Source organism: Rhizobium mesoamericanum STM3625, from assembly GCF_000312665.1.
GTDB classification, from domain to species: Bacteria; Pseudomonadota; Alphaproteobacteria; order Rhizobiales; family Rhizobiaceae; genus Rhizobium; species Rhizobium mesoamericanum.
Window position 1 is genome coordinate 573,072 of the sequence record NZ_HF536772.1, and the last position, 22,890, is coordinate 595,961.

General features: G+C 59.2%; 23 protein-coding genes. 9 read left to right on the forward strand and 14 right to left on the reverse strand.

Annotated features, from left to right (window positions below):
• Positions 1-2: 2 nt before the first annotated feature.
• Positions 3-644, reverse strand: coding sequence for a LysE family translocator (locus BN77_RS02810; protein WP_007528202.1), 642 nt, complete (start codon positions 642-644; stop codon positions 3-5).
• Between the two features lie 202 nt (positions 645-846).
• Between BN77_RS02810 and BN77_RS02815 the strand changes: the two genes are divergently transcribed.
• Entirely contained in the window at positions 847-2,031 is a 1,185-nt protein-coding gene (locus BN77_RS02815) for a multidrug effflux MFS transporter (RefSeq protein ID WP_007528204.1), read from the forward strand.
• Between the two features lie 48 nt (positions 2,032-2,079).
• Here BN77_RS02815 and BN77_RS02820 read toward each other — a convergent pair whose 3' ends face one another.
• Entirely contained in the window at positions 2,080-3,303 is a 1,224-nt protein-coding gene (locus BN77_RS02820; protein ID WP_007528205.1) for an argininosuccinate synthase, read from the reverse strand.
• 186 nt (positions 3,304-3,489) lie between these two features.
• Between BN77_RS02820 and BN77_RS02825 the strand changes: the two genes are divergently transcribed.
• Positions 3,490-4,344, forward strand: a complete 855-nt coding sequence (locus BN77_RS02825; RefSeq protein ID WP_007528206.1) for an SDR family NAD(P)-dependent oxidoreductase — start codon at positions 3,490-3,492, stop codon at positions 4,342-4,344.
• Positions 4,345-4,426: 82 nt separating this feature from the next.
• Entirely contained in the window at positions 4,427-5,068 is a 642-nt protein-coding gene (locus BN77_RS02830) for a LysE family translocator (RefSeq protein WP_007528207.1), read from the forward strand.
• A 40-nt stretch (positions 5,069-5,108) separates the two neighbouring features.
• On the opposite strand, the gene BN77_RS02835 is transcribed toward BN77_RS02830, so the two are convergent.
• The 5 genes from BN77_RS02835 to BN77_RS02855 form a co-directional block, all read right to left on the reverse strand.
• On the reverse strand, positions 5,109-5,903 hold the full coding sequence (locus BN77_RS02835) for an ABC transporter ATP-binding protein (protein ID WP_007528208.1): 795 nt from the start codon (positions 5,901-5,903) through the stop codon (positions 5,109-5,111).
• Entirely contained in the window at positions 5,900-6,781 is an 882-nt protein-coding gene (locus BN77_RS02840; RefSeq protein WP_007528209.1) for an ABC transporter permease, read from the reverse strand. The genes BN77_RS02835 and BN77_RS02840 overlap by 4 nt, the downstream gene beginning before the upstream one ends.
• Before the next feature lie 116 nt (positions 6,782-6,897).
• Positions 6,898-7,851, reverse strand: coding sequence for an ABC transporter substrate-binding protein (locus BN77_RS02845; protein WP_007528210.1), 954 nt, complete (start codon positions 7,849-7,851; stop codon positions 6,898-6,900).
• A 94-nt stretch (positions 7,852-7,945) separates the two neighbouring features.
• Positions 7,946-9,178 (reverse strand): dual-specificity RNA methyltransferase RlmN, encoded by a 1,233-nt coding sequence (gene rlmN / locus BN77_RS02850; RefSeq protein WP_007528211.1) that lies wholly within the window; start codon positions 9,176-9,178, stop codon positions 7,946-7,948.
• Positions 9,179-9,407: 229 nt separating this feature from the next.
• Positions 9,408-9,971: an invasion associated locus B family protein gene (locus tag BN77_RS02855; RefSeq protein ID WP_028747499.1), complete on the reverse strand. Its 564-nt coding sequence runs from the start codon at positions 9,969-9,971 to the stop codon at positions 9,408-9,410.
• Between the two features lie 334 nt (positions 9,972-10,305).
• On the opposite strand from BN77_RS02855, the gene BN77_RS02860 reads away from it, so the two are divergent.
• A complete protein-coding gene (locus BN77_RS02860; RefSeq protein WP_007528215.1) occupies positions 10,306-10,866 on the forward strand; it encodes a sigma-70 family RNA polymerase sigma factor in 561 nt (186 codons plus the stop codon).
• 13 nt (positions 10,867-10,879) lie between these two features.
• Here BN77_RS02860 and BN77_RS02865 read toward each other — a convergent pair whose 3' ends face one another.
• Together BN77_RS02865 and BN77_RS02870 are read right to left on the reverse strand one after the other, a co-directional pair.
• Entirely contained in the window at positions 10,880-11,269 is a 390-nt protein-coding gene (locus BN77_RS02865) for a YkvA family protein (protein WP_007528216.1), read from the reverse strand.
• A 51-nt stretch (positions 11,270-11,320) separates the two neighbouring features.
• Entirely contained in the window at positions 11,321-11,626 is a 306-nt protein-coding gene (locus tag BN77_RS02870; RefSeq protein WP_007528217.1) for a 4a-hydroxytetrahydrobiopterin dehydratase, read from the reverse strand.
• 35 nt (positions 11,627-11,661) lie between these two features.
• Between BN77_RS02870 and BN77_RS02875 the strand changes: the two genes are divergently transcribed.
• Positions 11,662-12,162, forward strand: a complete 501-nt coding sequence (locus tag BN77_RS02875) for a low molecular weight protein-tyrosine-phosphatase (protein WP_007528218.1) — start codon at positions 11,662-11,664, stop codon at positions 12,160-12,162.
• Here the strand turns inward: BN77_RS02875 and thpR are convergent.
• Positions 12,069-12,662: an RNA 2',3'-cyclic phosphodiesterase gene (gene thpR / locus BN77_RS31850; protein ID WP_007528219.1), complete on the reverse strand. Its 594-nt coding sequence runs from the start codon at positions 12,660-12,662 to the stop codon at positions 12,069-12,071. The two genes, BN77_RS02875 and thpR, sit on opposite strands and share 94 nt — an antisense overlap.
• Before the next feature lie 68 nt (positions 12,663-12,730).
• The gene (locus tag BN77_RS02885) at positions 12,731-13,375 is read right to left on the reverse strand and encodes an arylesterase (RefSeq protein WP_007528220.1); all 645 of its coding nucleotides are present in this window, start codon (positions 13,373-13,375) and stop codon (positions 12,731-12,733) included.
• A gap of 53 nt (positions 13,376-13,428) precedes the next feature.
• On the opposite strand from BN77_RS02885, the gene BN77_RS02890 reads away from it, so the two are divergent.
• From BN77_RS02890 to BN77_RS02905, 4 genes are all read left to right on the forward strand, one after another.
• Positions 13,429-14,136 (forward strand): ABC transporter ATP-binding protein, encoded by a 708-nt coding sequence (locus BN77_RS02890; protein WP_007528221.1) that lies wholly within the window; start codon positions 13,429-13,431, stop codon positions 14,134-14,136.
• On the forward strand, positions 14,133-16,676 hold the full coding sequence (locus BN77_RS02895) for an ABC transporter permease (RefSeq protein WP_007528222.1): 2,544 nt from the start codon (positions 14,133-14,135) through the stop codon (positions 16,674-16,676). The genes BN77_RS02890 and BN77_RS02895 overlap by 4 nt, the downstream gene beginning before the upstream one ends.
• Positions 16,677-16,856: 180 nt before the next feature.
• Positions 16,857-17,585, forward strand: coding sequence for a Bax inhibitor-1/YccA family protein (locus BN77_RS02900; RefSeq protein ID WP_007528223.1), 729 nt, complete (start codon positions 16,857-16,859; stop codon positions 17,583-17,585).
• A gap of 110 nt (positions 17,586-17,695) precedes the next feature.
• On the forward strand, positions 17,696-18,253 hold the full coding sequence (locus BN77_RS02905; protein WP_007528225.1) for a GNAT family N-acetyltransferase: 558 nt from the start codon (positions 17,696-17,698) through the stop codon (positions 18,251-18,253).
• A 6-nt stretch (positions 18,254-18,259) separates the two neighbouring features.
• On the opposite strand, the gene BN77_RS02910 is transcribed toward BN77_RS02905, so the two are convergent.
• The 3 genes from BN77_RS02910 to acnA all read right to left on the reverse strand — a co-directional run bounded on the left by BN77_RS02910 (position 18,260) and on the right by acnA (position 22,684).
• Entirely contained in the window at positions 18,260-18,661 is a 402-nt protein-coding gene (locus BN77_RS02910) for a DUF2794 domain-containing protein (RefSeq protein WP_007528226.1), read from the reverse strand.
• A 363-nt stretch (positions 18,662-19,024) separates the two neighbouring features.
• The gene (locus BN77_RS02915) at positions 19,025-19,762 is read right to left on the reverse strand and encodes a DUF1223 domain-containing protein (RefSeq protein WP_007528227.1); all 738 of its coding nucleotides are present in this window, start codon (positions 19,760-19,762) and stop codon (positions 19,025-19,027) included.
• Positions 19,763-19,993: 231 nt separating this feature from the next.
• Complete coding sequence (gene acnA / locus BN77_RS02920; RefSeq protein WP_040676655.1) at positions 19,994-22,684, reverse strand: aconitate hydratase AcnA; 2,691 nt, start codon at positions 22,682-22,684, stop codon at positions 19,994-19,996.
• Between the last annotated feature and the right edge of the window lie 206 nt (positions 22,685-22,890).

Here is a 22,890-nt window from a genome sequence, read left to right on the forward strand (position 1 = left end):
TCTCAGGCTTTCCGCCATCCGAGCAGGCCGGGCGTCGCATGCCAGAGCGCCTGAGCTGCAAAGCCCATGAAGAGAACACCGGAGCAGCGCACGATTAGCCGTTCGTGCGAACGATAGAAACGCCGGACCGTTCCCGCGCCAATGATCGTGATCAGGATCGTGTCCGCCACGATAAAGCCCAAAAACGAAACTGCCAGCAGGACCGGCAGCGCGTGAAACTGCAATGCGCTCGCCGAACCCGCAACAAGCGCCGTGAACGTCGCAAGCGCGACTGGATATCCCTTCGGGTTGGTGACGCCGAAGATCAGACCGCGGCGGAACGGTCGCTCCACCACCATCAGGGCCTGCCCCTCACTCTTCGGCTTTGCCCGCACGGCATTCCAACCGATCCAGGCAAGGTAGAAACCACAGAGAAGGCCAAGCGCGTCGAAGACAAAGGTGCCGATCGTCTTCGCACCGATGATCGCGATCAACGCCAGCGATGCCCAGAGCAGATCGCCGACCAGATGGCCGCTGACGAACATTGCACCGGCACGGCGGCCCTGCCCCGCGCCGATGCCAAGCAAAGCGAGAAAGGCAGGCCCTGGAATGAGCACGTAGAGAAGGGCTGCCAGAAAGGCGCCCGCGAGCAAGGGTTGCGTCATCGACAAACTCCGAAAAGGACAGCCGCAGCTTATGCGCCACTCAAAGGGCGTCAAGCTATCATGGCGATCCATCAGATTTTTGAATTGCCGTATCACGCGGCTTCCGACAGAAGGGAACTGGCCGCCCTTGCGCGGGTCGCGCATGTCAACAAACACCGAGTACCCTATGCCCCCATTCCGGATGAGCGAACGGCGAACGAGCATGCTCGGAGCGCTTCTTGCAACCATCGGCCCGATCTCGATGTCGATTTACACGCCGGCAATGCCGGAGCTCGTCCATGCGTTTCAGACGTCGGATTCCGCGATCAAGATGACGCTCTCCGTCTATTTCGCAGGCTTCTCGGTTGCGCAACTGCTTGCCGGTCCGCTCTCGGATGCCTTCGGCCGCCGTGCGGCGACTCTTCTCTTTATCGGCATCTATGTGGTCGGCAGCCTGCTCGCCGCCTTTGCGCCCGACATTGAATGGCTGCTTGTCGGCCGGTTGATCCAGGGGACTGGCGCCTCCATCGGGATTACGGTGGCGCGGGCTATCGTGCGTGACCAGTTCACCGGGACGGAAGCCTCCCGCATCATGAACCTCATCGGCATCATGATCGCGATCGGACCGGCTGCTGCACCAACGATCGGCGGATTGGCGCTGGCGGCCCTCGGCTGGCAGTCGGTCTTCTTCCTTCTGATCGGCTTCGGACTGCTGATCTGTTTTGGGGTGATCGTCTTTATGCGCGAAACCACCGTGCCGGACCCGCGCCGCGCGCTCCCGGTTCCGCTGCTTTGCGCCTATCTGGAGCTTGCGCGCGAAAGCCGTTTCGTCTCCGCCTCGCTTGTTCTCGGCGGCTCGATCGGCGCCCTTTATGCACAGGCGACACTTCTTCCCTTCATCCTCATCAAGGTCGTCGGTCTTTCACCGACCGCCTTCGGCTTGGGCATGTTGATGCAATCGGGTTCCTACTTCCTCGGCTCGGTCTGTTTACGCTATGCGGCGCCGCGCCTGGGCGGCGACGGCTCCGTGCGCGTCGGACTTAGCCTGCTCGGGCTTGCCGGTACCATGATCGCGCTGTCCGTCCACTTCGTCACGCCCTCCTATCTTTCGATCATGGGGCCCATCGCGTTCCTGGCCTTCGGATTGGCATTCCTCACCCCGCACATGACGACATCGGGCCTTTACCCCTTCCCGCATATCGCCGGCTCGGCATCCGCGATGATGGGCTTTATTCAGATGGGTGGCGGATTTGCAGGCGGCGTTGCGGGTTCGCTGGTCGGCATGCCGCTGCTTGCCTTCGGAACCGTAATCCCCGCCATGGCGCTGATTTCGATCGTAAGCTACGTCTGGTTCGTGCGCGCCTCGCGACGCGCCGCAGAGCTCTCAAACGCCAGAACACGCGAATGAAAAAGGCCCACACGAGGCGGGCCTTTAATCTCTTGCAGCTGCTCTCGATTACTTCGAGAGGTTGCGCTTGGCGAGGGTGCGCAAACGTAGCGCGTTGAGCTTGATGAAACCAGCGGCATCCTTCTGGTCGTAGGCGCCTTGGTCATCTTCAAAGGTAACCAGCTTGTCGGAGTAGAGCGACTTGGAGCTCTCACGGCCGATTACCGTGACATTACCCTTGTAGAGCTTCAGCGTCACTTCGCCTTCGACATGCTCCTGGCTCTTGTCGATCAGCGCCTGCAGCATTTCGCGTTCCGGCGAGAACCAGAAGCCGTAGTAGATCAGCTCCGCGTAGCGCGGCATCAGCTCATCCTTGAGGTGCGCGGCGCCGCGGTCGAGCGTGATGGATTCGATGGCGCGATGCGCGGCAAGTAGGATCGTGCCGCCGGGCGTCTCGTAGACACCACGGGACTTCATGCCAACGAATCGGTTTTCCACGAGGTCCAGGCGACCGATGCCGTTGTCACGGCCGTAATTGTTGAGCGTCGCGAGCAACGTCGCCGGACTCATCCGTACGCCGTTGATCGAAACAGCATCACCATTCTCGAAGCCGACCTTGATCGTCGTTGCCTTGTCAGGCGCGGCTTCCGGAGAAATCGTGCGCATATGAACGTATTCGGGTGCTTCCTGTGCCGGATCTTCGAGAACCTTGCCCTCGGACGACGAGTGCAGCAGGTTGGCGTCGACGGAGAACGGTGCCTCGCCCTTCTTGTCCTTGGCGACCGGGATCTGGTGCTTCTCGGCGAATTCCAGCAGATCGGTACGGCTCTTGAACGACCAGTCACGCCACGGCGCGATGATCTTGATATCGGGGTTCAGTGCATAGGCGGAAAGCTCAAAACGAACCTGGTCGTTGCCCTTGCCGGTGGCGCCATGGGCGATTGCATCGGCACCGGTCTTGCGGGCGATATCGATCAGGTGCTTGGAGATCAGCGGACGCGCGATCGAGGTGCCGAGCAGATAGACTCCCTCATAGACCGCATTGGCGCGGAACATCGGGAACACGAAATCCTTGACGAACTCTTCCCGGACATCCTCGATGTAGATCTCCTTGATGCCGAGCATTTCGGCCTTCTTGCGTGCCGGCTCCAGCTCTTCGCCCTGGCCGAGGTCGGCGGTGAAGGTCACGACTTCTGCGCCGAGTTCGGTCTGCAGCCACTTCAGGATGATCGAGGTGTCGAGACCGCCGGAATAGGCGAGGACGACTTTCTTTACGTCTTTGTGCGATGCCATGATGATGAGGTCCGTTGCAAAAGGGCAGCGGCAAACCCGCCAAGCCCGGTATGGCTGGGCACTTTTAGCGAGATCGACGCAGGACGCAAGGGGAACGGCAACCACAGGCGGCTCGGATATTGATTGACAGGTTGAAAGCGCAACCCATATCTGCCAGCGTCGTGACAATGCTGAGGAGAGCCGGCCGTGACAAGAATCCAAGACATCATCAGGAAATCCAATGTTGCCGTCGTCACCGGCGGTGCTTCCGGCATCGGACTTGCCGCAGCAAAGCACTTTGCGCGGGCGGGCATGAGCGTCGCCATTGCCGATCTGGGGGGCGACCGGCTGGCAGAAGCCGCAAAGGAACTGAAATCCATCTCCGGAGAGGAGCACGTCCTTGCCGTCGAAACCGACGTGGCGCAGAAGGACTCTCTGGAGGCCCTTGAACGCACCGTGATCCAGCGCTTCGGCCGCGTGCATATTCTCATGAACAACGCCGGCATCGGCCCCGAGACGTCAATCTTCAGTGCCCAGGCCGATTGGGATAGCATCTTCGGCGTCAACCTGCTTGGCGTCATCAACGGAACGCGAACCTTCGGCCAGCACATGCTCGCGCACGGTGAACCGGGCCTGATCATCAACACCGGCTCCAAGCAGGGCATCACCACGCCGCCCGGCAATCCGGCCTATAACGTGTCAAAGGCCGGCGTGAAGGTGTTCACCGAAGCCCTTGAGCATGAGTTGCGCAACACCGAAGGCTCGAAGATCTCAGCCCACCTCTTGATCCCCGGCTTCGTTTTTACCGGCCTTACCAAGGGCGATCGCGCCGAAAAGCCGACCGCCGCATGGACTCCGGAACAGACGGTCGATTTCATGATCGAGAGCCTGGAACGTGGCGACTTTTACATCCTGTGCCCCGACAATGACGTTGCGCGACCGGTGGACGAACGCCGCATGGCCTGGGCGATGGGTGACATCATCGAGAACCGTCCGCCGCTGTCGCGCTGGCACAAGGATTATGCCGACAAGTTCAAGGCCTATCTTGAGCGGAAGGAATAGGTCGCATTAGAAGGTTTGATTAGACATTTTCTGAAAGCCGGATAAAAAGCAAACCGACGTTTTCCGGCTTTCAGAGTGTAACATGGACTTCCTTCCGAGCTTTGCAACGCTTCTCGCCTTCGCTGCCGCGACTCTTCTGCTTGCGGCAACGCCGGGCCCGGACATGACGCTGTCTATCAGCCGTGCGCTGGCGCAGGGCAAGAAGGCGGCCCTCTTCGTCGTCCTCGGCACCAGCCTCGGTATCGTTGTCCACACCATGCTCGTTGCTTTTGGCGTTTCGGCGCTGATCACCGCATCGCCCACTGCCTTCCTGATCCTGAAGACGGGCGGCGCCGCCTACCTGCTCTGGCTAGCCGTCCAGGCGATCCGGTATGGCTCGAAGTTTTCGGTCAACAAGGTGGAAGCCGTAAAGGGTACACCGCTTGCCAACATCTCCTCGGGCTTCTGGGTCAACCTTCTGAACCCGAAGGTCATCATCTTCTTCATGACCTTCCTGCCGCAGTTCGTCAGCGCCGGTGACCCCACGGTGACGCAGAAGCTGCTGTTTCTTGGGTTCTGCTTTATCTTAATCGGCATGCCTGTGAACGCTGCTGTGGTCTTTGCGGCCGACTGGCTGGCCAGCTGGCTGCAGAACAACAAGAAGGTCTTGCGCGGCATGGATTTTACCTTCGCAGGCGTCTTCTCGGTGTTCGCGGCAAAAATTCTGTTGACGCAGGCGCGTTAAGCGACCCGCGGGAAGCTCAGGCTTCCCGGAATGCCTATCCTCAGCCGATCAGAAGCGCATCGTCGTCCAGCGTCTGGCCGCGCATCTTGCGGAACATCGCGATCAGGTCTTCGACCTGCAACGTTTTGCGGCTGTCGCCGCTAACGTCGAGAACGATCTCGCCGCCGTGCAGCATAATGGTGCGGTGGCCGTAATCGAGCGCCTGCCGCATGGAGTGCGTCACCATCAACGTCGTCAGCTTGCGCTCGGAAACAATCTTCTGCGTAAGGCCCATGACGAACTCGGCCATCCCGGGGTCGAGCGCCGCGGTATGCTCGTCGAGCAGTAGCACTTCGGAACCAGCGAGTGTCGCCATGACGAGGGAAACCGCCTGACGCTGACCGCCGGACAGCAGGTCCATGCGGTCCCGCATCCGGTTCTCGAGGCCAAGATTGAGTTCGGCGATCCGCTCGCGAAAATGCTCGCGCCGCTTCGGACCGAGCGCCGAGACAAGCGCCCGCTTTTCCCCGCGGCGCGCGGCAAGGGCAAGATTCTCCTCGATCGAGAGCGAGCCGCAGCTTCCCGTAAGCGGATCCTGGAAGACACGGGCAACAAGCCCGGCGCGAGCGGCGGTCGACTTTCGCGTAACATCGGCATGGCCGATCAGAACCTGGCCTTCGCTGGCAAGCACATCTCCGGCAAGAACGCCAAGCAGCGTCGACTTGCCCGCGCCGTTCGAGCCAATGACAGTGACGAACGAGCCTTCCTCAATCGTCAGGGTGACACCGTTCAACGCCTGTTTCTGCAGCGGCGTACCCTTGCCGAAGATGACCTTGATATCCTTGAGCGTGATCACAATGCGGCACCTCCGCGATGGAGACGGGGAAGAATGAGGGCGATCGTCACCAGCACGGCCGTCACGAAATTGAGGTCAGACGCCTGCAGCCCGATGACATCGGTCGAGAGAGCGAGTTGGATGGCGATTCGATAGAGGATCGAGCCGAGCACACACCCGATCAGTGCGATCAGCAGCCCGCGCCGACCGAGCAGCGTTTCACCGATAATGACGGCCGCAAGGCCGACAACGATCGTTCCAACGCCCGACGTGACGTCGGCAAAGCCATTCGTTTGCGCAAACAGCGCGCCACCGAAGGCAACCAGTGCGTTGGAAATTGCCATGCCGAGATAGATCTGGCGGCTCGTGTCGACACCCTGCGCGCGGGCCATGCGGGCATTCGCACCGGTCGCGCGCATCGCCAGACCCAAGTCGCTCTCGAGGAAGCGCCAGACAACGATCACAGCGATGACGACGAGGACGCCGACGAAGAGTGGTCGAACGTAAAAGTCGCGCAGGCCATGACCAAAGAACGGGCTGATCATCGTATCCGCGTTGATCAGTGCGACATTCGGCTTGCCCATGACACGCAGGTTCACCGAAAAGAGCGCAATCATCGTCAGGATCGAGGCAAGCAGGTTGAGGATCTTGAACCGCACATTGAGCATCGCCGTAACCATGCCGGCCGAAGCACCCGCTACCATAGCGACGAGCGCCGCAAGCCAGGCATTGACTCCGGCGATGATGAGAACCGCCGTTACCGCAGCACCCAGCGGGAAAGAGCCGTCAACCGTCAGATCCGGAAAATCCAGCACTCTAAATGCGAGGTACACGCCGATGGCGACGAAAGCATAGACCAGCCCTAGCTCCACGGCTCCCCAGAATGCGATCTGACTCAAGGCTTCTGCCCTTTCTCTGACTTGTCCCGCCTCTCGCGGACCCAGGCTTCTAATACCATTAGCCGCCCCCGCGTAAAACGAGAGCGGCTGAATGGCAAATTTCCAGTATGCGGCGATCAGTCGATCGTCTTCGTCGCGCGTTTCAAAACGGTCTCCGGCAGCGTGACACCCATCCGCGTCGCCGCACCGTTGTTAACGACGAGATCGCTGCCAGCAGCAACCTTCACCGGAATGTCGCCGGGGTTCTCGCCCTTGAGGATGCGAACGACGATTTCGCCGGTCTGCTTGCCGACGTCGTAGTAATTAAAGCCGAGCGCAGCGATCGCGCCGCGCGAAACGGAGTCCGTATCAGCGGTAAAGAGCGGCAACTTGCTTTCTTCGGCAACGGATACCGCACCTTCCAGCGCGGAAATGATCGTGTTGTCGGTCGGGACGTAGATAGCGTCGGCACGGCCGACGAGCGCGCGGGCCGCGCCCTGCACTTCCGCGGACTTGGTGGCGGCCGATTCAACGACCTTCAAGCCGGCCTTCTCGGCTTCGCTCTTCAGAACCGCAAGCAAAGACACCGAATTTGCTTCGCCGGAATTGTAGAGGTAGCCGATCGTCTTGGCGTTCGGCAGGATTTCCTTGATGAGCGCAACGTGCTCGGCAACCGGCGACATATCGGACAGACCGGTGACGTTACCGCCGGGTTTGTCCATGCTCTTCACGAGCTGCGCACCGAGCGGATCGGAAACGGCGGTGAAGACAACCGGAATGTCGCGCGTGGCGGAAACGACGGCCTGTGCTGATGGTGTGGAGATCGGCACGATGACATTCGGACCTTCGCCTGCGAACTGGCGGGCAATTTGCGCAGCCGTTGCCGGGTTGCCCTGGGCCGATTCGAACATGAACTTCAGGTTCTCGCCTTCCTTGTAGCCGGCCGCCGTCAACACATCGAGGACGCCCTTGCGCGCGGCATCAAGGGCCGGATGCTCGACGATCGCCGTGACTGCGACGGTTACGTCTTCGGCCTTGGCAGGCAGGGTCAGTGCCAGCGTGGCCGCGACAGCAAGCAGAATTGATCGCATTGGGTATCCTCCAGATATGATTTTGGCCTGCTTCTAGGAAAAGCAGGCCATGAAATCAATCGTCAGGAGGTGTTCGAAGGATCAAACTTGCTGATCAATCGTCCGCGCCATGGTTGGCGATCATCATCGCCTCGAAGGCCAGCCGCTCGGTCTTTCGCATGCGCTCCGACTCCGATTTCAGCTGACCGCAGGCTGCGAGAATGTCGCGGCCCCGCGGCGTGCGGATCGGCGACGCGTAACCGGCCGAGTTGATGAAATCGGCAAATTTCTCGATCTGTTCCCAGTCAGAACACTGGTAGTTGGTGCCGGGCCATGGGTTGAACGGAATGAGGTTGATCTTCGCCGGCACGCCCTTCAGCAGCTGAACGAGACCCTTGGCGTCCTCCAGGCTATCGTTGACGTCCTTCAGCATCACATATTCGAAGGTGATGCGGCGGGCGTTCGACAGACCGGGATATTTCCGGCAAGCGTCAATCAGTTCCTTGAGCGGGTACTTCTTGTTGATCGGCACCAGGATGTCGCGCAGATCGTCGCGAACAGCATGCAGCGAGATCGCCAGCATCACGCCGATCTCATCGCCGGTACGGAAGATTTCGGGCACGACACCCGAGGTGGAGAGCGTCACGCGGCGCTTGGAGAGCGACAGCCCGTCGCCATCGGTTGCGATCAGCAATGCCTGTTTCACGGCATCGAAATTATAGAGCGGCTCGCCCATGCCCATCATGACGATGTTGCTGACCTTGCGGCCTTCCGCCGGCATGATGGTGCCTTGCGGCGCTTCACGGTCTGGGAAATCGCCCAGCCGATCGCGCGCGAGCAGAAGCTGCGACAGGATTTCCTCTGCAGTCAAATTGCGGACCAGCCGTTGAGTACCCGTGTGACAGAAGGAACAGGTCAGCGTGCAGCCGACCTGGCTAGAGATGCAGAGTGTGCCGCGGCCCTCTTCCGGGATGTAGACGGCTTCGATCTCGACTGGACGCCCGGCCCCGCGCGGTGGGAAACGCAAAAGCCACTTCCGTGTGCCGTCATTGGAAACCTGTTCCTCGACGATTTCAGGACGCGCGATGCTAAAATGCTGCTTCAGCATCTCGCGCATGTCCTTGGCCACATTCGTCATGTGGTCGAAATCGGAGACCCCGCGCACGTAGATCCAGTTCCACAGCTGGGCGACCCGCATCTTGATCTGCTTGTCCGGCACGCCTTTTTCGCGCAGCGCAGCGCCCATCTCTTCGCGGCTGAGGCCGATCAGCGACGGCTTCTGGCCGGCGTCGAGCTGCGGCAACACGCCGGCAGGCTTGGTAACAGTCATCGCATCCATGACGGACATAGTCTCTTATCCCGAACTCAACATGCGATCGCCCCGGTAAGCCTGATGACTTGCGGGCACAATAGGCATGATTGCAGAAATTGAAATGCGGAACCGGCGGCAAAGCCGCGATCCATCCGCTGTTGCGCGTGCCTTTAGCATCATTTTCGCCGCGCGTCACTATAGATGGAAACGACGAAGGCCGGCGCAAGGCCGGCCTCTTGAAATTTCGTCACCGGTGACAGGAATCTTACTTGCAGCCTTCAACCTGCTTCAGTGCAGCGGAAATGCCAGACAGCGAGTAGCTATACGATGTCGATGTGCCCTTGCGCGATGTCGCGTTGACGGTCATCGAGTGGCCGCTCTTCATGGCCGCGACGAGCGCCGGCTCCTGGGCCGCATTCTCGACCCAACCAGCTTTGTCCTTGGTGAACATCACGAAGGTCTTGTTGTCGATGACGACATCGATCTTCGAGTTCTCCTTGACGGTATAACCCATCATTGCCTGCGGCTCGTATGAAATGTTCTGGCCGGGGCGCTGCGAAACGATGAAGAAGTTATCGCCGTGATCGATGCCAGCCGGCTTCTTTTCCGTCGGCACCGACAGCACGTAGCAGACGGTATTCGCACCGGACTTGTAGGAATAGGCGCCCCAGGCCTGGAACTGCTGTATGCGAGTCGGCGCCGCTGAAGCCGGCGTGGCCTGCTGCTGCGCTGCCGGTGCTGCGGGCTGCGATTTCTTAGACTGAGCGGATGCAATGCCGGCACCAATGAGAACGAGTGAAAGGGCGATTGCGGTACTTCTTACGAACAACATGGATATCCTGCCGGTTCTTGCGACTCGAGCCCGAAGCGAACGGGCGGCGCATAATCACGATCTGCTTTATTTTGACTTAATTCAGGTTACCAAAGCGTCAACAGGGACCGCGAGAAGTCCCTGCCTGTCTCATTTTCGCCCAAGTGTCAACGCCGGGCGCTGGCGCCTCGCCGTATGACGTGATGCTGCGTGAGCGCACAGACCATCGTCATGAATTGAATTTAAGACATAAAGATTCAGGCAAGAGTTTGACGTTTTCAGAAACCGTTGTACGTCAATAAGCTTAGAAATCCGTTGGAGAATTCGCTGAGCCAGGGGACTTTGGACGGACATGAATGTCGAGGAAAAACAGCGCTTCGCTGCCCTCGCCAGGGCTGTTGCGGAACGCCATGACCAAGAGGCATTCGCCGTGCTATTCGATTACTTTGCGCCTCGCCTCAAATCCTGGTTACTGCGCCAAAGGATGGCGAGTGGCGAAGCTGAGGAGCTTGTTCAGGAAGTCATGGTCGTGCTCTGGCACAAGGCCGAACTCTACGATGCGGCGAGATCGTCTCTTTCCACCTGGCTTTTTCGCATCGCCCGCAACCGCCGGATTGATCTTCAGCGTCGGGCGAGAACGCGGACACTGGATGAGGCCGACCCGGGATTGCAGCCGGTAGCCGAAATTGGCGCAGACGAGATCCTCGCAAATGACGATCGCGACGCGCGCGTACGCGCCGCCCTCAGTCAGCTCCCGGAAGAGCAACGGGAAATGCTCCGCGCAGCATTCTTTCTCGGCCAATCCCATTCGCAGATCGCTGAGGCGACGGGCTTGCCGCTCGGCACCGTAAAGTCCCGGATCCGGCTCGCCTTCGGAAAGCTCCGGAAGGCTCTTGAGGCGGAAAGCACCTGACCTAAAGGCCCGGCTAGATTGTCTTCATGCCTTCAGGCCTGTCGGCTAGTGCGCGGTCTGCCGCTTCATAGTGCTTCGGCTGCAGGTGCCGGCTGACCATTGCAAAGGCAGCGGAGAGGACTGCCACGTCGTCCGAAAACCCGATTACGGCAAAGACATCGGGGATCATGTCGACCGGCATCACAAAATAGGCGAGTGCAGCCAGAAGCACGCCGCGGACCCTTGTCGGTGTCTGTGGGTCCATGGCGCAATAGAAAGCGGCAACGACGTCGCGCGAGAAAGGGATTTGGCGAACCGCCTTCTTGAAGGTCGGCCAGAATTTCTTGCGCACGGTCTCTTCGCGCCGGTTCTGCGTATCATCATCGCCCGGCAGCAGGATTTCACCGAATTTGACCTCGTCCATTCCGATTGGTCCTCTCATTCACGCGCACATATGGTGATGGTGGTAACGGATTCAATCAAGCCGGCGCGCTGCCGCCTTTTCCATTGCCGCAGCCAGCTTGAAGTCGAGCTCGGTCAGCCCGCCGGCATCATGGGTATTCAGTTTCACGTCGACGCGCGAATAGACATTGAACCATTCCGGATGATGATTGAGCCGCTCTGCCGCAAGCGCCGCTTCCGTCATGAAGCCGAAAGCATTAACGAAATTTTGAAACTTGAAGGTTCGCGATATCGACGTGCCAGTGTCATCAAGTGACCAGCCATCAAGCTTGGCGAGTTCGGAGGCGATGGCTTGCCGTTCCAGTTTTTCCCGTTTCATGCGATTGTCCCTTTCTCTTCCGTCATGGACTACAGATGAAACGTATTAGCATTCTGTTTGTTTGCATGGGCAATATCTGCCGTTCTCCTCTTGCCGAGGGAATCTTCTCGCACCTCGTCGATGAGGCTGGCCTTGCTGATCGCTTCGAGATCGACTCGGCTGGCACCGGCGGTTGGCACGAAGGCGATCGTCCGGATCGGCGATCGATCGCAACAGCCAAGGGCCACGGGATCGATATTTCTCAGCAACGCGCCCGCCAGATTAGGAGGAAAGATTTCAGCGACGTCGACCTGATACTCGCGATGGATCGTGCGAATATCGCCGACCTGCGTCGGATGAGCCCGGGAGCCGCAAACATCCGCCTGTTCGGCGATTTCGCATTGGCAAACGGCGAGGATATACCCGACCCCTACTTCGGCAGCAGCGACAGCTTCGAACTCGTCTACGCCATGCTCTTTGCTGGCTGCAAGAACCTGCTCGAGACGCTGGGCACCGACAATGCCTCGTGGAGCGGGAAGATCTCCTCTGTCAGATAGGGCCCGCCCCCAACCGATTCTCTCGACGACAGCAGAACGAAACGGGGCACTGTGAAGGCCGCGGTCTGGAAATTGCCGCGACCCGCGAGATAATGCACGACATCGTCGACTCGCGATGATTTCAGCCGCGCGAGCGTGACATGAGGTGTGAACTTTCGGGGATCCGGCGGCAATCCGATACGCTGGCAGATCCGTTCGATTTCCGCCTGAAGGGCGTACATTTCCGGTGAAGGCGAGACACCTGCCCAAACCGAATGCGGCTTCTTGGATCCGAATGCGCCGATACCATCAAGGCGTATCTGGAATTCGGGGCGGTCGATGCGGTCAAGCCGATCGACAATTTCGTCTGCCGTCCGTCCATCGACATCGCCGATGAACCGCAAAGTAATGTGGTAGTTCTCCACATCGATCCATCTTGCACCAGGGAGACCACCGCGCAGCAATGAAAGGCTCATCGCGGCATTGCGCGGAATTTCGAGGGCGGTAAACAGTCTCGGCATAACGAGCACTCCCCGAATCTTTTGCAGGTGCTCACACGGAATCATGCATTGGGCACCTGTGCAAGCCCCTAATTCTTCACACTAGAAATCGTTCCCAAGAATTGCGTGATAGCCGGCTCCATCTTTTCGACCATCACATCGACACCCTTGCTGTTGGGGTGCATCCCGTCCTCGAGCTTTAAACCGGCCTCAAGAGCGACACCGTCCAGAAAGAATGGATAGAGCGCAACGCCATGTTTTTGCGCGAGTTTCTGGTAGATCTGGTTGAAACGTGCGGCATAGTCGCCACCCATGTTGGGCGGCGCCCGCATACCGACAAGAAGGACGGCTATCCCGCGCTCCTTTAGCCGGGCAATCATCTGCTCCAGATTCTTCTCGCTTTCCTCAGGAGGAATGCCGCGCAGCGCATCATTGGCCCCAAGTTCGAGGATTACGCCGTCGGTGCTGTCTGGAACCGACCAGTCGATTCGCGCAAGACCGCCTGTCGTTGTATCGCCCGACACACCAGCATTGGCGATTGATACATCCACTCCCTTAGCTTTCAGAGCTGCTTGGAGTTTTTCCGGAAAGCCGTCGCCGGGAGGGAGCTGATAGCCCGCCATCAGGCTGTCTCCAAAACCGACTAGGCTGATTGTCCTTGCATTTGCCGCGACCGTAAAGGTCAGCGAAGCGACAATGACGGCGATGTGAAGGCCGGCAACTTTAAAACTCATTCCGCTTTCCCTAGATTGGCAGGACGATCGGCATTTATATAGGGCGAATACTGTTGGCAAAAACCATCATCGAGTTGAAGCGCGCCGATTTGACGCTTGGCAACGCAGCCGCGTCCGTCCATGTGCTGAAAGGCATTGACCTGACAATTGCCGCCGGCGAATCGGTCGGCATCGTGGGGCCGTCGGGCTCCGGAAAATCCACCCTGCTTATGGTGCTTGCCGGGTTGGAAAGGCTTGACAGTGGCGAGATCAACGTCAGCGGCACACCCTTGCATGCCCTGAGCGAAGACGAGGTGGCAGACTTCCGCGGCCGCAATATCGGCATCGTTTTCCAATCCTTCCACTTGATTGCCAACATGACGGCGCTGGAAAACGTCGCTGTGCCGCTGGAACTCGCGAACCTTCCCAATCCCTTTGAGATCGCACGCCGCGAACTAAAATCTGTAGGGCTTGGCGATCGATTGAACCATTATCCCGGTCAGTTGTCCGGCGGCGAACAGCAGCGCGTAGCAATTGCGCGCGCCCTTGCGCCCTCGCCGGCGTTGCTGATTGCTGACGAACCGACCGGCAATCTCGACACCGACACCGGCCGTCAGATTGCCGATCTCCTTTTTTCAAAGCAGGCCGAGCGCGGCATGACGCTGCTGCTCGTTACCCATGATTCTGCACTCGCTAAGCGTTGCTCCAGGCAGATCAGGGTTCGTTCCGGCCAGGTCGAGGGAGACACCGCGCCAGTGCAGCCTGAGGCGGCCATTGCATGACATTGCTGAGCCCGCTCGTCTCCCTCGCCTTCCGTCTCGCGCTGCGCGAGTTGCGCGGCGGGCTAAACGGCTTCTACATTTTTCTGGCCTGCATCGCTCTCGGGACCGGTGCCATTGCGGCAGTCAATTCGGTTTCGCAATCGATTACCGATACGATCGCCACGCAAGGCCAGGAGATACTGGCCGGCGACGTCCGATTCGAACTCAATAATCGCGAGGCGACCGAAGCGGAAATAGCATTTCTGCGCGGCTTCGGAGATGTGTCGGTTTCGACCGGTCTGCGCTCGATGGTACGCAAGCCCGACGGCTCGGATCAGGCCTTGGTCGAACTCAAAGCGGTCGACAGCGCCTATCCGCTCTACGGCACCTTCGAAGCGGAACCGAACTATCCTTTGCACGCGCTCCTTTCCGGACAGAGCGGCACCTATGGCGCCGTAGCCGCGCCGCTTCTTTTGGAGCGGCTCGGTCTTTCCGTTGGCGACGAGATCCTGCTCGGCAATGCCATTCTAAACATCACCGGTACAATCAAGGCGGAGCCGGATGCTGTTTCGGAAGGCTTCGGCTTTGCACCGCGTCTCCTGGTAAGCCGGGAGGCGCTGAAGGCGTCCGGCCTCATCCAGACTGGCAGCTTGGTCGAACACGATTACAAGATCCGCATGGATGACCCCGTCGAGAGAACCACGGTCGGCGATCGGGCCGCGAAGGAATTTCCGTCGGCCGGCTGGTCGATTCGCACCAGCGACCGGGCAGCCCCGTCACTAACCGAGAACATTGAGCGGTTCTCGCAGTTCCTGACTCTCGTTGGACTGACAGCACTGATCGTCGGCGGCGTCGGCGTTGCCAATGCCGTGCGGGCTTTCCTCGATTCCAAGCGCACAACGATAGCGACGTTCAAATGTCTCGGCGCACCGGCGGCAACCGTCGTGCTGATCTATCTCTTTCAGATCGCAATCATTGCTTTCGGCGGCATAATTGTGGGCTTGGTCATCGGAGCTCTGGCACCGATCGTTGCGTCGCAATTCCTGGCGCAATTTCTGCCTGTTTCCACCGAGCTGACATTCTATCCCGGGGCCTTGGCCCTCGCAGTCCTGTTTGGCATTTTGACAACATTGGCCTTTGCCATCATGCCGCTCGGACACTCCCGCGAGGTTCCTGCGACAGCGCTCTTCCGCGAGCAGAGTTTTGAAGCGCGCGGGCTGCCCTCCTGGCCCTACATCCTTCTTGCCGCGGTCTTTCTCCTTGCGCTTGCCGGCCTTGCTGTCGCAACCGCCTACGATCGCTTCATTGCGGTCATCTTTGTCGGGGCGATCGCCTTCGCCTTTGTGATCCTGCGGCTGGTCGCTGCCGCCATTGCTTGGCTCGCTCGTCGCAGTCCACGCGTCAACTCGCCAGCCTTGCGCCTCGCGATCGGGAACATCCATCGGCCTGGTGCACTGACGCCCTCAGTCGTCCTGTCGCTCGGTCTTGGCCTTGCACTGCTCGTCACCCTCACCCTGATTGATGGCAACATGCGCCAACAATTGACCGGACGCATGGCCGCCGGCGCGCCAAACTTCTTTTTCGTCGACATTCAGGGTTCCGAACTCGCGAAATTCCGCAACGTCATCAAAACCGGTTCCCCAGCTGGACACTTGGTCGAGGTCCCAATGCTGCGCGGTCGCATCCTCGCCTTCAACGGTGAGGACGTGACGAAGCGGAAGGTCCCGCCGGCCGGCCAGTGGGTGCTGCGAGGTGACCGCGGCATCACCTATTCAGAAGCAGTACCGGAAAATGCATCGTTGACCGAGGGTTCGTGGTGGGCGAAGGATTACAGCGGTGAACCTCTGGTTTCCTTCTCTGCCGAGGAGGCAAAGGAACTCGGCCTGAAAATCGGCGATACCGTTACCGTCAACGTGCTCGGCCGCAGCATCACAGCCAGGATCGCCAATCTGCGCAAGGTCGAGTGGGAATCGCTTTCCATCAACTTCGTGATGATCTTCTCACCAAATACATTCCGCAACGCCCCGCACGCTTGGCTGGCGACACTCACTGACCCGACGGCGACCACTGCCCAAGAGGCCTGGATCCTCAAGTCCGTGACAAATACATATCCGACGATCACGAGCGTGCGCGTCAAGGATGCGATCGACATCGTAAATACCCTGGTGGCGCAGTTAGCAACGGCGATCCGCGCAGCCGCCTCGGTCGCACTCATCGCATCGGTCCTCGTCCTTGCCGGCGCGCTGGCCGCGGGCAACCGTGCTCGCACCCACGATGCAGTCGTCCTCAAGACGCTGGGCGCGACGCGGCGAATGCTGATCCGCGCTTTTTGCTATGAATACCTCATTCTTGGTGCCGCGACCGCCGTATTCGCCCTTTTTGCCGGCGGCGTTGCGGCCTGGTTCATCACCGCAAGGATCATGCGTATTCCCTCGCACTTCCTGCCTGACGTTGCCTTCCTGACGTTGGTGACGGCCCTGGTGCTGACCGTCGGTATCGGTCTTATCGGCACCTGGCGCATCTTGGGCCAGAAGGCGGCACCCGTTTTGCGCGAACTCTAATCGGCCGACCCAGAAATTCACCTCACCTTACGGCGATTTAACCCGATCTCGGGTTGCAAGGGCCTTGTTTGCGAAAGCCGAAAGGCTCATATTGTATGCAGGCATGCTGGGGCTCCGCAGCGGCGCCCGGGTTGTTGCGCCCGCCAACCGTGTACACACCGGAGCTTGTAAGAGGAAACTATGGCTGACCTTCGTAACTACCAAGGCCGCGTACAGACTGGCGAGATGATCGACCAGGGACTGCGCAGCTATATGCTCAAGGTCTACAACCTGATGGCGCTCGGTCTGGCGATCACGGGTGTAGCCGCCTATCTAGGCTTCAATTTCGCCGTCCAAGACGGTCAACTGACGCAGTTTGGCGTTTTGCTTTTCCAGTCGCCGCTCCGCTGGGTGGTCATTCTTGCACCGCTGGCTGCCGTGTTCTTCCTGAGCTTCAGGATCAATCGGATGAGCGTTGCCGCCGCGCAGACGACCTTCTGGGTCTACGCCGCATTGGTGGGGCTATCGCTTTCGTCGATCTTCCTGGTCTATACGCAGTCGAGCATCACACAGACGTTCTTCGTAACGGCAGCTTCTTTCGGTGCACTCTCGCTGTACGGCTACACGACCAAGCGTGATCTCTCCGCGATGGGCTCATTCCTGATCATGGGCCTCTTCGGTCTGATCATCGCGTCGATCGTGAACATATTCCTGGCATCGTCGGCACTTCAGTTCGCAGTTTCGGTGATCGGCGTCCTGATCTTCGCAGGCCTTACCGCTTACGATACGCAGCGCATCAAAGAACTGTACTACGAAGCCGACGGTGCGGATGTTGCCGGCCGCAAGGCCATTATGGGTGCACTGACGCTTTATCTAGACTTCATCAACCTTTTCATGTTCCTCCTGCAGTTCATGGGCGACCGCAAGTAAGAAATAGGAACGCTATCGAAAAAGGCGGCTTCGGCCGCCTTTTTTTGTTGCCTGGCTCTGCGGAGAATGATTTCTGAAGGAGCCCATTGTCATTTCCGATGGCTGACTGAATGCCCATCTTCCTCCGCGATGCTTGCTCATTCGACCTTCCCACGATCACAGCGATCTATCGAGAAGCCGTCCTGAATGGTGTCGCAAGTTATGAGATCGCCCCGCCTGAACAGGGCGAGATGGCGGCGCGCTTTTCCGCAATCACCGGCCAGGGTTATCCGTACATCGCCGCGATCGACGAGGGTGGCAGCCTGCTTGGTTACGCCTATGCCTCAGCCTTCCGCACACGGCCGGCCTACCGTTGGATGGTCGAGGATTCGATCTACCTGGGGCCTGAGGCACGCGGCAGGGGAATTGGAACGCTGCTGCTCACCGAACTGATCCGACGTTGCACGGATCTTGGCTTTCGCCAGATGGTGGCCGTCATCGGCGGCGCACATCCGGCGTCGATCGCCTTGCATCAGGCACTCGGCTTCGAGGAAACCGGCCGCCTGAAAGGAACGGGCTACAAGCATGGCCGCTGGCTCGATACCATGATCATGCAGCGCCCCTTGGGTGATGGGTCGGCATCAGACCCCGACACCTCGACCTATCCGGGCACTCTGTTCAAAGCTTGAGCCGAGCTACGTCTCCACCAGCTTCAAGACCTTGTTGAAGACCTTCAAGACCTGCTGTAATTCGTGCCCGCGCTTCAGGATGACGCCGTGCGTGTTAATGACGGAGTAGGCACCCTGCTTGGCGGCGAGCCTCGGATTCTTCTCGATACGAAAGAGCGGCATTTCGCCCGATCGCTTGAAAACCGAGAAGATCGCGCGGTCTTTCAGATGATCGATCGCATAATCCCGCCACTCACCATCCCCGACCATGCGGCCGTAGATCCACAGGATTGCGTCCAGCTCGCGACGGTGAAAGGTGACCGGCGGTGGGTCCTTGCTCTGCTTGTATTCCTTGAGATCTACGACGACTGAGGAACTGTTCTCGGCCGATCGGCTTTCGCCGCGCCGCAAATCCTGCTGATCTGTCATCAGTCTCCCTGTGCCTCCGCTCGTGACAGGAGAATGACAGTTTGCCTTAGCGTTTATAAATTGCAAGCGGGCGATCAGTCACATTAATCATAGTCTGTGCAATCTCCCGAGTGCCGCAATTCAGTCAAAACAGCGCCTCATTTGCAAGGGAAATTCCCTCACGACTGCGCCGCGGGGCCATTCGGCCCGGCGTTGTACACGAATTGCGCATGATCATTTTGCCAGATCGGTCTGCCAAAGGGGTTGTGTGCGAGTTTGGCGCCAGCGCGCCAAAGGGCCCGGCTGACCGTATCGACCTTAACCCCAGCCCCGAATACGTTCAGCCGGGCCGCCCCTTTTCCATCCGCTCATGCAGATGAAACATCAGATGTTCTTCCCGGCCATGACGACTGCCGCTCCCAGGATCGCAGATGGATTGCCGTCAGCAGTGGAGGTTTGAAGTAGAATAGCACAGCCCTCAAGGTCCGGCTTCTGCATTACGCTTGCCGGCAGCGTCAAGCTCGTTTCCTTGCCTTCCCACATGCCAACGGTCTCCACATCGGCAACGCTGTTGAGGTAGGCAATCTTCTGGCCGCTGTTTTCGCCCTTCTCCACGTCGATAGTTTTCTCCCGGTTGAAATAGACCATGACGACATTGGCCTTGCCTTGCCCTGCCCCGATCTTGATCTCGAGTTGGTCGTCGCGCATCTCAGCCTTCACCGGCACTGTCAGGCCCATGCCTTCGGCTGCATAATCATCTATCTTCTTATTGATCGTGCTGAGATCGGCGCCTGCGACGTGGTCACGGCCATTGATGATGACCTGAGGCGTATAGACGTTGGCACGGCCCATCGACTGCGCGTAACCATACTGCCGCTCGGTATTTTCCTTGGAACTCAGCGTATCGGCCCATCCCATGTAGTTCCAATAATCGACATGATAGGCGAGAGCGATGACGCCCCCGGCCTCGACGAGCCTACGGAAAGCCGCATCGGCTGGAGGACAAGAAGAACATCCCTGTGAGGTGAAGAGTTCAACGACACCTTTCGGCGCGTCCTGGGCAAAAAGTGGGCTGGCAAGCGCCACACTTGCAACCAGAGAAATCAGAAACCGCGGGGACATTCATGCACCTTTTCTTCAGCACCCACTGCCACGCTTCGCCGCAGGTTCCGATGTCTGAACGTAGAGATAATGGTTCTGAACCGAAACGGAAAGTCACGAAGGGGTGAGACCAAGCTCCGGAGAAGCTAACAGAAACACATCAGCGTGACCGGGCATTTAATACGTTGCGCTCAAACAAAAGCCGCCGGAAATCCCTTTCCGGCGGCCATTGTCATGGACGTCTGTTAACAATCAGGCAGCGAGGTCGCGCAGAACCGTCTGCAGGATGCCGCCGTTGTTGAGGTAGATCACTTCGTCGAGCGTATCGACACGCGACAGCAGCGGAACTTCCTTCACCGTGCCGTCACCGTAGGTAATCTTGGCGATCTTCTTTTCGCGCGGCTTGATGTTCTCAAGGCCTTCGATGGTGACGAGTTCGTCGCCCTTAAGCCCGAGACTCTGCCAAGTCGTACCCTCTTCGAACACGAAGGGGATGACGCCCATACCGACCAGGTTCGAACGGTGAATACGCTCGAAGGACTGAGCGATCACTGCCTTGACACCGAGCAGGTTGGTGCCCTTCGCCGCCCAGTCGCGCGACGAGCCGTTGCCATACTCGACACCAGCGAAGATGACGAGCGGAACGCCCTCAGCCTTGTACTGCATGGCCGCGTCGTAGATCGATTCCTCTTCCTTCGACGGATAGTGGATGGTGTAGCCGCCTTCCTTGCCGTTCGGGCCGAGCATGTGGTTGCGGATGCGGATGTTGGCAAACGTGCCGCGCATCATCACTTCATGGTTACCGCGCCGCGTGCCGTACTGATTGAAGTCGGCCACGGTGACGCCGTTGCCGAGCAGATAGGAACCTGCCGGTGAGGCAGCCTTGATCGAGCCAGCCGGCGAAATGTGGTCGGTCGTGATCTTATCGCCGAAGAGGCCAAGAACACGAGCGCCCTTGATGTCGGAGGTGCCGGCACCCTTTTTGCCCATGCCAACGAAGTACGGTGGGTTCTGCACGTAAGTCGACTTATCGTCCCAAGCATAGGTCTTGCCGGCAGGAACGTCGACAGCCTGCCAGTTGGCGTCGCCCTTAAAGACGTCGGCATACTTCGTTTCGTAGAGTTCGCGGGTGACATACTTCTGGATGAAGTCCTGCACCTCGTGCGAGGTCGGCCAGATGTCCTTGAGATAGACCGGGTTGCCGTTCTGGTCCTCGCCGATGGGCTCCTTGGTCAGATCCTTTTGGACCGATCCTGCGAGCGCGTAGGCGACGACGAGTGGCGGCGAGGCCAGGTAGTTCGCCTGGACGTCCGGCGAGATGCGGCCTTCGAAGTTACGGTTGCCAGAGAGAACGCCAGAAACGATCAGGCCCTTGTCGTTGATCGTCTTCGAGATCGGCGCCGGCAGCGGACCGGAGTTGCCGATGCAGGTCGTGCAGCCGAAGCCGACGAGGTTGAAGCCGAGCTTGTCGAGGTCGGCTTGAAGGCCGGACTTGGCGAGGTATTCGCCTACGACCTGCGATCCCGGTGCCAGCGAGGTCTTGACCCACGGCTTGGACTTCAGGCCCTTGGCAACTGCGTTGCGAGCGAGAAGGCCGGCGGCGATCAGAACCGACGGATTGGAGGTGTTGGTGCAGGAAGTGATGGCAGCGATGGCAACGTCGCCATGGCCGAGATCGAAGTCGGTGCCTTCAACCGGGTAGCGGTTGGCGAGCTGGCCGGGCTTCTTATAGTCGGCATCCATCGAACCGGCAAAACCGGAAGCGATGTTTTCAAGCGGGATGCGGCCCTCCGGACGCTTCGGGCCGGCCATGGCAGGCACGACGTCGCCGAGGTCGAGTTCCAGCGTGTCGCTGAAGACGAGGTCCGAACCGTCGCCTTGGCGCCACATGCCCTGCGCCTTCGAATAGGCTTCAACGAGAGCGATGCGGTCCTTGGTGCGGCCCGACATGTTGAGGTAGTTGATGGTTTCGCCGTCGACCGGGAAGAAACCGCAGGTCGCACCGTATTCCGGCCCCATGTTGCCGATCGTCGCACGGTCGGCGAGCGGCATGTTGTCAAGGCCCGGCCCGAAGAATTCAACGAACTTGGAAACCACGCCTTTCTTGCGCAGCATCTGCACGACCATCAGCACGAGGTCGGTCGCCGTGACGCCTTCCTTCAGCTTGCCGGTGAGCTTGAAGCCGATGACTTCAGGCAGGAGCATCGAGACCGGCTGGCCGAGCATGGCCGCTTCCGCTTCGATACCACCGACACCCCAGCCAAGAACGCCAAGACCGTTGATCATCGTCGTGTGCGAGTCGGTGCCGACGCAGGTGTCGGGGTAAGCGATGGTCTCGCCGTCCTCTTCTTTCGTCCACACGGTCTGGCCGAGATATTCGAGGTTGACTTGGTGACAGATGCCAGTGCCAGGAGGAACGACGCGGAAGTTCTTGAATGCCTGCTGGCCCCACTTCAGGAAGCGATAGCGCTCGCCGTTGCGCTGATATTCCAGCTCGACGTTCTTGGCGAAAGCCTGCGGCGTGCCGAATTCGTCGACGATAACGGAATGATCGATGACGAGGTCGACGGGAACCAGCGGGTTGATCTTCTCGGGGTCGCCACCGAGCGAAACCATCGCGTCACGCATGGCGGCCAGGTCGACGACGGCCGGAACGCCGGTGAAGTCCTGCATCAGCACACGCGCGGGACGATAAGCGATTTCGTTTTCGACAGCACCCTTGTTATTAAGCCATTCGGCAACGGCCAGAATGTGTTCCCTGGTCACCGACTGACCGTCTTCGAAGCGAAGCAGGTTCTCGAGCAGAACCTTCATCGAGTAGGGAAGCTTCGAGACACCCGGCAGGCCATTCGCCTCAGCCTTCGGCAGGCTGAAATAGACGTAGTCCTTTCCGTTCACGGTGAGCGTGGAACGACAATTGAAGCTGTCAAGAGATTTAGACACGAGAGACCCCGTTTCTGATAGCGAACACAATCGTGCGGACGCCTATGCACGTAATGCACATCAGGATGCGGGTACGGCCATTTCCGCTGTCCGCACGTGGAGCGAAGCCCATGTTCGGCGCAAGGATGAAATTCACGCCGACCGCTGGCGTGGTTGCGGGTCTTATAGATAATTTCTATGAAAGGTGCCAGAGAGTGCGTGACCCA